Genomic DNA, 6,905 nt, shown 5'->3' with positions numbered 1-6,905 from the left:
TGGAGTGTGCGACAGACACGGACCTGATCACAGGAAGATGGAGTTGTTGCCGCAGGTGAGGTAACGGCCGTACCCGAACAGTTCCTCAAGATCGTCATTCGGGTCGATATCGCCATCGGCCGCGAGCCCGGAACACCAGGTCCAGGAACGCGCGGATCGGCCCGGCGACGTCGACGCGTTGGCCAACAGCGGCGGGCTTGCCCTGGCGTGTCTCGGGCTCGATAGCGGGCCACGAGCTTTCAGAGACGTGTCGCGGTATGGACGAGGCCAGCAACGGCTCGTGACCGGCTATGCGGTGGCCATGCGATGACCGTCGTGACCGTGGGCGCGTCCAGAACCGGCACGGCGGCGAGATCTTCGCGCAGATGGGCTCGGCACGACTCCGGCGCGATCCAGCAAGCGCGGTCGAGCGCGATCAGCTGGAGCAACTGCGCATGGTCCCGAACCTGCGGGCCGGGGCCATCCGGGTACGTACCGTCTCGGCGGGGCCAGCGTGGCATCGGCAGGCCGGGCAGCTCGGTGACTTCGGCCGTCTGCACGTGTGTCCGGCTGGTGAGGGGATGTCCGGCCGGCAGAATCACGACCTGTCTCCGTGCAGAGCTCTTCGCTGGACGCGCCGGCTTTCGCGGCCAGGACGACGCCGGCGCGGCCGGTCGCGGCGAGGGCAGCGCGGCGGGTGCGACGCTCGGCGGCCTCTACCGCGTCCAGCGCCGCCCGGGCCTCTCGCAGGAGCACCCGCCCGGCATCGGTCAGGGTGACCGCACGGCTGGTGCGTTCCAGCAGCGCCGCCCCAAGGCGCCGTTCGAGCTGGCGGACCGCCCGCGACAGCGGGGGTTGCGCGATCCCGAGCCGCTGCGCGGCCCTTCCGAAATGCAGCTCCTCGGCGACGGCGACGAAGTACCGCAACTCCCGCGCCTCCATGCCGTCATGGTATTCGACCCCCCGGGGATCGATACCCGTGCGGTATCGCTGCCCACCCCAATCGGTGTTGGCCGGCTCCCGCCGGCCCCGACAGGATTGGCCGTATGAGTGAACAGACGATTGCGCTGGTGACCGGCGCGAACAAGGGCATCGGGTACGAGATCGCGGCCGGCCTGGGCGCCCTCGGCTTAAGGGTCGGGGTCGGCGCCCGGAACGAGGAGCGGCGCGAGGCCGCTGTGGCGAAGCTGCGGGCGGCCGGCATCGACGCGTTCGGCGTACCGCTCGACGTGACCGACGACGCGAGCGTGGCCGCCGCCGCCGGGCTGATGGAGGAGCGCGCCGGACGCCTCGACGTGCTCGTCAACAACGCCGGGATCACCGGCAGCGCGCCACAGATGCCCACCACGGTCGACCCCGCGACAGTGCAGGCGGCCGTGGAGACCAACGTGATCGGCGTCATCCGCGTCACCAACGTGATGCTGCCGTTGCTGCGGCGCTCGGCGTCGCCGCGGATCGTGAACATGTCCAGCAGCGTCGGCTCACTCACCCTGCAGACCACCCCCGACGCCGAAACTGGCCCGATCGCCGTCGCTTACGCGCCGTCGAAGACGTTCCTCAACGCCGTCACCGTGCAGTACGCCAGGGAGCTGCGCGACACGAACATCCTGATCAACGCCGCCTGCCCCGGCTACTGCGCGACCGACCTCAACGGTTTCCGCGGCGTCCGCCCCCCGAAACAGGACTTCGTAACCGGCGCGTCCGGCCGGATCGGCTCCGCCGACGGTGCACGGTGACGGCGACCACGGCTTCGTCGCGAGCCTGGTCGCAGGGGTTCGTGTGGGCGATGACCGTGGCCGGTATGGGCGGGCCCCCACCAGCACACCTCAACAAGATCGTGTCACGAGCTCTAAGCATGTTTGGCGGCGGCCGCGTTTTCCAGTCCCAACAAGGGAATCGCCCGCTGTCGCATTTCGACCTTGCGGATTTTGCCGGTGACGGTCATCGGGAATTCGTCGACGATGTGGACGTAGCGGGGGATTTTGTAGTGGGCGAGTTTGCCGGTGCAGAACTCGCGCAGGGATTCGGTGGTCAGCGCGGTGGCGCCCTCCCGCATCCGGACCCACGCCATCAGCTCCTCGCCGTAGCGCTCGTCGGGAACGCCGATGACCTGGGCATCGAGGATGTCGGGATGGGTGTAGAGGAATTCCTCGATCTCACGCGGATAGATGTTCTCCCCGCCGCGGATCACCATGTCCTTGATCCGCCCAGTGATGTTGAGATACCCCTCGCTATCCATCACCGCCAAATCCCCGGTGTGCATCCACCGCGCCCGGTCGATCGCCTCCGCCGTTTTATCGGGCTGTTCCCAGTACCCGAGCATCACCGAATAGCCGCGCGTGCACAGCTCCCCCGGCACACCGCGCGGCACGGTCAGCCCGGTCTCCGGGTCGACCACCTTGACTTCCAGGTGCGGTCCAACCCGTCCGACCGTGGACACCCGCCGCTCGATGCTGTCGTCCGCGCGGGTCTGGGTGGACACCGGCGAGGTCTCGGTCATCCCGTAGCAAATCGACACCTCCGCCATCCCCATCCGCTCGATGACCAGCTTCATCACCTCCACCGGACACGGCGAACCGGCCATGATCCCCGTTCGCAGACTCGACAAGTCAAAGCTCTCGAAATCCGGGTGCGCCAGCTCCGCGATGAACATCGTCGGCACCCCGTACAACGAGGTGCACCCCTCGTTCGCCACCGCCTCGAGCGTGGCCTTGGGCTCGAACGACGGCGCCGGGATCACCATGCACGCCCCATGCGAGGTGGCCGCCAGATTCCCCATCACCATCCCGAAACAGTGATAGAACGGCACCGGGATACACACCCGGTCCGCCTCCGTGTAATGGCACAATTCGCCGACGAAAAACCCGTTGTTCAAAATGTTGTGGTGCGACAGGGTCGCACCCTTCGGAAACCCCGTCGTCCCCGACGTGTACTGAATATTGATCGGATCATCCGCGGACAGCTGGATCTCCGACAGCGGCGCCGGATCGGCGTTGCGGCCGGTCTCCATCAGCCTGTTCCACCCGTCGCTGCCGAGAAGCACGACCTCTCGCAGCGCCCGGCAACGCGGCCGGACCTCCTCGATCATTCCCGAGTAGTCCGACGTCTTGACATGCGCCGCGGCGATGAGAACGCTGATCCCCGCCTGATTCAGCACAAACTCCAACTCGTGCGAGCGGTACGCCGGATTGACGTTCACCAGAATCGCGCCGATCTTCGCCGTCGCGTACTGCGTGAACGTCCACTCCGCACAGTTCGGGGCCCAGATCCCGACCCGATCACCCTTGCGCACCCCCATCCCGCGCAGCCCGAGCGCGAGCGCGGTCACCTCCGCGGCCAACTCGGTGTAGGTCCAGCGGCGGCCGGTGAACCGGTCCACCAGCGCGTCGCGCTCCCCGAACGCCTGCACGGTTCGATCGAAATTGGCCCCGATCGTGTCACCCAACAGCGGCACCTCGGAGACACCCGAAGAGTAACTCGGCACAGCAACCATGCGTTCATCCTCCCCACGCCTGTGACCAGCGAATACCTCCATAAGGAGGTAGCCGCTGGGAGCGTGCCCTGTTAACGGGCAATCGGCAGGTGATCGTGACGGTGAGGTCGGTCGTTTCTAGGGCAGGATGCCGAGCTTGCGCGCCTGGCCCACGGTGGCGACGCGGTTCGCGGTGCCCAGCTTGCGCATCGCCGACTGAAGGTAGGCCTTGACAGTGGTGGGCAGCAGATGCAGCCGGTCGGCCACCTCGCGATTGGTGTAGCCTGCGGCGACCTGCACGAGCACGTCGATCTCACGCGGCGACAGCGGGGACTTCGCCTGCTGGGCCAGGGGTGCGCATAGTCCACGGCTGAGCGTTTCGAGCCGCGCGCGGACAGCCGGATCAGCCACCTGCTGGGCGATCACGTCGATCTCGGCCTGTGCCTCGCGCAGACGCTGCTCAAGTTTGTGCACCGCCACAGGGCGGGTCGCGGGCTGCTCGCGTTCGCGTTGCTGTTCCGCCAGCCTCCGCTCGACCTCCTCAGCGACCTCCGCGTCGCGCGCGACTGCGGTGACCGTCCGGACGGCGCTGTCGAGGACGCGCCCGCCGACGACACCAGGCCGGCGCAGCCCGCCGTAGACGACGGCACGGGTGGTGCGCCCGACCACGACCGGAATCGCGAACACCGCACACAACCGCTCAGCCTCCACCGCCCGGTCGTACTGATGAGTGATGCCACCGGCCTTGTGGTAGTCCCGCACCGCCACCGGACGGCGCAGGCTCATCGCCTTGCCGCCCAACCCCAGTCCCTCACGAATGAGCAGATTGTTCAGCGCAGGAGTCTCGGTTCCGCTGGTCTGGTTGATCGCGAACGCGTGCACCCCCGTGCCAACCGCGCCACCGAAGGCGAGATCGACCCCAGTCGCGTCACGCAGCCGCGACACCAGCTTGTCGACCGGCAGTAGCGGCATCGGCGTCATCGCAGACACCTCCTCGTGTCTGGAGTGTTTGTTTCCGGCTCACAGCACCTTGCCGGAAGCGCAGCACGTCGGAGCCGTGGAGCTCGAGCTCCCGGACAGCATGTATCTTCGTCGCAGATACGTGATAATCGGTTTTCCGTTGGTGCGGTAGTGCCTGACACCGTCCACTTCGAACCACGGACTCCGCGGCTGGTGGCGGCGGCGACCTGATGACCAAGTCGGCGCAGTTCGCCTTGGGCCAGGCCGGCAGCGTCCCCGGGGTGACCAGTCGATGCTGCCAACTCGGCGAGTTTGGATTCTCCGCGCTCTTCGGCGCAATCCCCGTTGCCGAGGACGCCGGCAACCACCGCAACGGACAGGACAGTGCCATTCGCGATACCTGGCTCCACCGCTCGGGGCCGGTCCGGGGAATCGAACCGTAGGGGAGCGACGGGGTTCTCAGCCGCGTTCGAGAAGGGCGACCCCGAGGTCGCTGGCCGCGTAGTTGACCTCGCGCCGGTAGCGGTGGCTGGTCACCAGGCCGGCCTCCCGCAGGACCGTGAGGTGCTGGGAGACCGCGCCCAAGCTCAGGCCGGTGCGGGCGGCCAGCTGGGTCGTGGTGGCCGGCGAGCTGGTGTAGGTCAGCAGCTGGGCCCGGCTGCGGCCCAGGAGCCGGGCCAGGCTGTCGCCGGTCGGGTCCCGGCGCTCCCACAGGGTGCCGACGGCGCGGGTGGGGTAGACCAGGGCGGGCTGGGCCGGGCCGTCCTCGGTGAGGAAGTGGCAGCGGACCGCGAACGCCGTGGGTGCCAGGGTGATCCCGGCGCCGCCCAGACCGGGGGCGGACTCGGGCAGGTCCGGCGAGAGCAGGGTGTCCCCGGACCAGGTCAGTTGCGGGTTCAGGCCGGCGAAGACCTGCCGGATGCCGTCCTCCGCCAACTGCCTGGTCCGGTAGGCGATGTCCGCCTCCAGCACCGCACGGATCCGCGGCCAGTACGGCTGGACCGCGGCCCCCCACCAAGCCCGTACCGCGTCCGCGAGCCCGGGAGCCGGGGACAGGAAGGCCAGTTCCTCCTCGATCTCGGCGAGCGGGCAGCGCGGCGGTGGCGTGCGGGCCAGCGACTTCAGGGGCGCGGTCCGCTCGGCCAGATCCGCGTCCCGCAGCAGGGTCAACGCCGAGCGGATCCACGGCAGATGGACCACGTGCAGGCCCGGGTCAAGGGCCGCCTGGTAGCTGGCGACCGTCTCCCACAGCGGTGACATCGCGAACCTGACGTTGGCGATGTCGTCCACGCCGAACCGCACCGCACCCATGCCGCGTCTCCCCCGCCGGTCGCCGATGTTTTCGCCCAGACTAAAACAATGGCGGCCGCGGCACCACGCTGGTGATCCTTCCCATCATGGCGCCTTCCCGGTTGCCCGGCTTCAAGCCGTCCCGCTCCAGCCTCTTCTTCCACCCCGACTTCCGCAGATTCTGGACCGCGGACTCGGTCAGCCAGGCCGGTGCCGCCGTGACGCTCGTCGCCCTTCCGCTGGTGGCCATCGGTCCGCTGGACGCCACGCCGTTCGAGACGGGTCTGCTGGTCGTCTTCGACTACCTGGCCTTCCTGGGTCATCGGCCTGCCCGTCGGCGCCTGGGGGGACCGCGTCCGCCGCCGTCCGGTGATGATCGCCTGCGTCCTGGCCCGGGCCGTCCTGCTGGGCTCGATCCCGGTCGCGTACTGACTGGACGCCCTGACGATGGGCCAGCTGTACGTCGCCGCCTTCGGCATTTCGGTGTGCACCGTCTTTTTCGATGTGGCCTACCAGAGCTATCTGCCGCATCTCGTCGAGGACGACCAGCTGCTGGAGGCCAACGTCAAGCTGGAGGCCACCCGCAACATCGCCCAGGTCGGCGGGCCGGGCCTGGGCGGTGTGCTGGTCGGGGCGCTGACGGCGCCGGTTGCGATCGTCGTCGACGCGGTCGGCTTCGTGGCCTCGGCGCTCTTCCTGTCGCGGATCCGCAGCAGCGAGACCAAACCCGAGGTCCACCCCGAGGCGAGCCTGCGGTCCGAGATCGCCGAGGGCCTGCGGTTCGTCTTCAACAACCCGCTGCTGCGGGCGATCACCCTGACCGCCGCGATCTCCAACCTGGCCGCCGTGATCGGCGCGTCGATGCTGCTGGTGCTGCTCAACGGCGAGTTGGGGCTGTCGCCGTTCCTGTGTGGTCTGGTCTTCACCGCGGAGGCGGTGGGCGGCCTGCTCGGCAGCCTGCTCACCACAAGGATCGCCGCCCGGCTCGGGCAGGGCCCCGCGATGTTCCTGTCGGTGACCGTGAGCGGCCTGTTGTGGATGCTGGCGCTGCCGATGTTCCAGTCCGACTGGCGGTTCGCGGTCGGTGTCGCGCTCCAAGGCCTCGGCTCTCGCCGCTGCGCACGATGCGCGAACTGCCCGGCAGGCCCACGGATGTGGACGCCGAGGCTCCGGCTGTCGCCTCCGTGACAGGTTGCTGACCGCT

Annotated in this window: 6 protein-coding genes and 1 pseudogene; 2 read left to right on the top strand and 5 right to left on the bottom strand. The window is 68.6% G+C overall.

The genetic code is table 11. The features are described from left to right. Positions 1-27: 27 nt before the first annotated feature. Positions 28-186, bottom strand: coding sequence for a hypothetical protein (locus PV419_RS06130; RefSeq protein ID WP_319686631.1), 159 nt, complete (start codon positions 184-186; stop codon positions 28-30). A 53-nt stretch (positions 187-239) separates the two neighbouring features. Next, positions 240-921: pseudogene (locus PV419_RS06125) on the bottom strand (LysR family transcriptional regulator). Positions 922-1,025: 104 nt separating this feature from the next. Between PV419_RS06125 and PV419_RS06120 the strand changes: the two are divergent. Beyond that, on the top strand, positions 1,026-1,715 hold the full coding sequence (locus PV419_RS06120) for an SDR family NAD(P)-dependent oxidoreductase (RefSeq protein WP_319686630.1): 690 nt from the start codon (positions 1,026-1,028) through the stop codon (positions 1,713-1,715). A 113-nt stretch (positions 1,716-1,828) separates the two neighbouring features. On the opposite strand, the gene PV419_RS06115 is transcribed toward PV419_RS06120, so the two are convergent. The 3 genes from PV419_RS06115 to PV419_RS06105 all read right to left on the bottom strand — a co-directional run bounded on the left by PV419_RS06115 (position 1,829) and on the right by PV419_RS06105 (position 5,722). Beyond that, complete coding sequence (locus PV419_RS06115; RefSeq protein WP_319686629.1) at positions 1,829-3,472, bottom strand: AMP-binding protein; 1,644 nt, start codon at positions 3,470-3,472, stop codon at positions 1,829-1,831. A gap of 117 nt (positions 3,473-3,589) precedes the next feature. After that, positions 3,590-4,432, bottom strand: a complete 843-nt coding sequence (locus PV419_RS06110) for a helix-turn-helix transcriptional regulator (RefSeq protein WP_319686628.1) — start codon at positions 4,430-4,432, stop codon at positions 3,590-3,592. Between the two features lie 438 nt (positions 4,433-4,870). Continuing rightward, a complete protein-coding gene (locus PV419_RS06105; RefSeq protein WP_319686627.1) occupies positions 4,871-5,722 on the bottom strand; it encodes a winged helix-turn-helix domain-containing protein in 852 nt (283 codons plus the stop codon). A gap of 426 nt (positions 5,723-6,148) precedes the next feature. Between PV419_RS06105 and PV419_RS06100 the strand changes: the two genes are divergently transcribed. Next, positions 6,149-6,889 (top strand): MFS transporter, encoded by a 741-nt coding sequence (locus PV419_RS06100; RefSeq protein ID WP_319686626.1) that lies wholly within the window; start codon positions 6,149-6,151, stop codon positions 6,887-6,889. Positions 6,890-6,905: the final 16 nt, after the last annotated feature.

Origin of the sequence: Streptomyces sp. ME19-01-6 (assembly GCF_033793745.1) — a bacterium.
Taxonomy (GTDB): Bacteria; Actinomycetota; Actinomycetes; order Streptomycetales; family Streptomycetaceae; genus Streptomyces.
This window is presented reverse-complemented; position numbering and strand designations above follow the sequence as displayed.